At 70.8% G+C, this 2504-nt stretch carries 2 protein-coding genes; one reads left to right on the top strand and one right to left on the bottom strand.

Going from position 1 to position 2504, the window contains the following annotated elements; translation table 11 throughout:
- Positions 1 to 357: YerC/YecD family TrpR-related protein (locus NON22_RS23030; RefSeq protein ID WP_257389325.1), on the bottom strand; the 357-nt coding region annotated here is incomplete at its 3' end.
- A 423-nt stretch (positions 358 to 780) separates the two neighbouring features.
- Between NON22_RS23030 and NON22_RS23035 the strand changes: the two genes are divergently transcribed.
- A partial coding sequence (locus NON22_RS23035; protein WP_257389326.1) for a sensor domain-containing diguanylate cyclase occupies positions 781 to 2504 on the top strand: 1724 nt, incomplete at its 3' end.

Here is a 2504-nt window from a genome sequence, read left to right on the forward strand (position 1 = left end):
GCCGGCGGCCGGCGCGGTGCCCGCGCGGCGCCGCGCAGGCTTGGGCAGCGGCGGCAGCGCCTCGTGCGCGACGACGGCGAGATAACCGCCGTTGCCCTGCTGCAGGAAGCGCGCGACGCGGCCTATGGTCGTGACGCTGACCGACGTGCGGTCGTGGATTTCGCGGTAGGCGTAGCCGGCCAGCAGATACGGCACGACGCGCCAGCGGTCGACGAGCGCCTCGAGTTCGGCCGGCGTGCAGAGGTCGCGCAGGAAGGCGCGCATCTCCGCCGGCGTGTCCAGCGACAGCAGCGCGCGGCAGAGACTCTCCTCCGGCGGAACCGGCGTGTCTTCAGGCTCGAGAAAGCGTCGCTTCATGATTCAATGTAATAACGCGTTAGTACAGTGCGATGGACTGTAGCGCAGGCCGGCGGGTGGTGTAAATGGCCGGGAATCGGGAATGGGAAATCGCGGAAGCAGTCGGCACCCCGGAAGTCCGCGCGCATTCCCCATTCCCCATTCCCGTCCAAGACACAATTCTTTGCAGCGCGCGGCAGCGTGCCCGGCGCGCCGCGATGGCGGCGTGCCGGCTCGACGAAGACCGACGCGGAGCCCGGCAAATCAAGCGACTAGCGTCGGCGCTCATGCCGCGACTGGCGGATCGCGGCGCGTTGCGCGAACGTGGACGCGGGAACGGGCCTGCGGGAACGTTCGGCAACTCTGCCCTCGTGCGTTGATCGAAGGCGGGGCCGGCCATGATCCTGCATGAGTCCGTCGAGTGCGGCCGAACGGGGGCTACGCGTGGTGCGTCTACTGCTGGGCCTGTTGCTGTGCTGCAGCCTGCTGACGGGACGCGCGGCCGTGGCCGGAACGCTGCCGGCGCTCGAACTGCGCGCGGGCCAGACCCAGGCGACCTTGGCCGGCGCGACGACGTACGCCGTCGACGCCGCCGCGACAGCGACGATGGCCGAGATGTTCGCCGCGGCCGACGCCGGCCGCTTCGCCGCCCTGCCGGCCGGCCGCGCGACGTTCGGCTTCGTCGACGGCGCCTACTGGTTCCATCTGCGCCTGGCCAACGCCGGTGCGGCCGACACGCGCTGGCTGCTCGTGCTCGAATACGCGCTGCTCGACGAGGTCGACCTCTACGTGCGCGATGCCGACGGGCGGATCGAGCACGCCGCCTCCGGCGACCTGCGTCCGTTCGCGCAGCGGGCGGTCAGCTATCGCCAGCCGAATTTCTGGCTGGACCTGGCGCCGGGCCGGCCGCTGGACCTGCTGCTGCGCGTGCAGAGCCGCAGCTCGATGCAGGTGCCGCTGACCCTGTACGCGCCGAGCGCGTTCATCGGGCTCGCGCGCGACGCGCAGCTCGGCATGGGCGTGTACTACGGCATCCTGCTCGCGCTGCTGTTCTACAACCTGATCCTGTTCGCATCGCTGCGCGACCGCTCGCACCTGCTCTACAGCCTGCACGTCGCCGGCTTCGGCCTCGTGCTGCTGTGCCTCAACGGCTTCGCGTTCGAATATTTCTGGCCGGATTCGCCGCGGCTCGCCAATGCGGCCGTGCCGATGTCGATGGCCTTCGCGTTGCTCGCGATGCACCTGTTCGCGCGCGACTTTCTCGAACTGCCGCGCCGCTCGCCGCTGGCCGGCCGCCTGCTGCTGGCGCTGATCGGCGTGCATCTGCTGATGCTGCTGGCTGCGCCGTTCCTGGCCTACCGCACGGCCGTGCTGATCGGCACGGCGCTCGTCTTCCCGGGCGTGGCCGCGATCATCTTCGCCGCGGTCGCGGTCGCGCGGCGCGGCTTCCGGCCGGCACTGCTGTTCCTCGTCGCCTGGGCCATGCTGCTGGCCGGCACCCTGAGCTATGCGGCGGTGTCGTTCGGCCTGCTGCCGAAGACGTTCGCGACGGAATACGGCATGCAGATCGGCTCGGCCGCGGAAATGATCTTCCTGTCCTTCGCGCTGGCCTACCGCTGGGCCGCGCTGCGCGACGAGAACGACCGCATCGTCGTGGAGGCCAACGAGCGCCTGGAGCAGCGCGTCGCCGAGCGCACCGAAGCCCTGAGCAGTGCGCTGCAGCAGCTCGGCGAGGCGCATGCGCGCCTGCGCGAGCACAGCGCGCGCGACGGCCTGACCGGCGTATTCAACCGCCGCTACTTCGACCAGGTCTTCGCGCCGCAGCTCGCCGAATGCATCGAGCACGCGCGGCCGTATTCGCTGCTGATCGCCGATCTGGATCATTTCAAGCGCGTCAACGACGACCACGGACACCTGACCGGCGACGACTGCCTGCGCGGCACCGCCGCGATCCTGCAGCGCTGCGCCGGCGACGGCGGCGCGGTCGCGCGTTTCGGCGGCGAGGAATTCGTGGTGCTGCTGCCCGACACCGACGAGCTCGGCGCGCGGCGCACGGCCGAAGCCATACGCCAGCGCGTCGCCGCCGAGGCGTTCGCGCTCGACGGCGGCCGCCAGCTGCGCCTGACCATCAGCATCGGCGTTGCGACCGCGGCCCGCGGCGCGGCGGT

The organism is Tahibacter caeni (genome assembly GCF_024609805.1).
Taxonomy (GTDB): Bacteria; Pseudomonadota; Gammaproteobacteria; order Xanthomonadales; family Rhodanobacteraceae; genus Tahibacter; species Tahibacter caeni.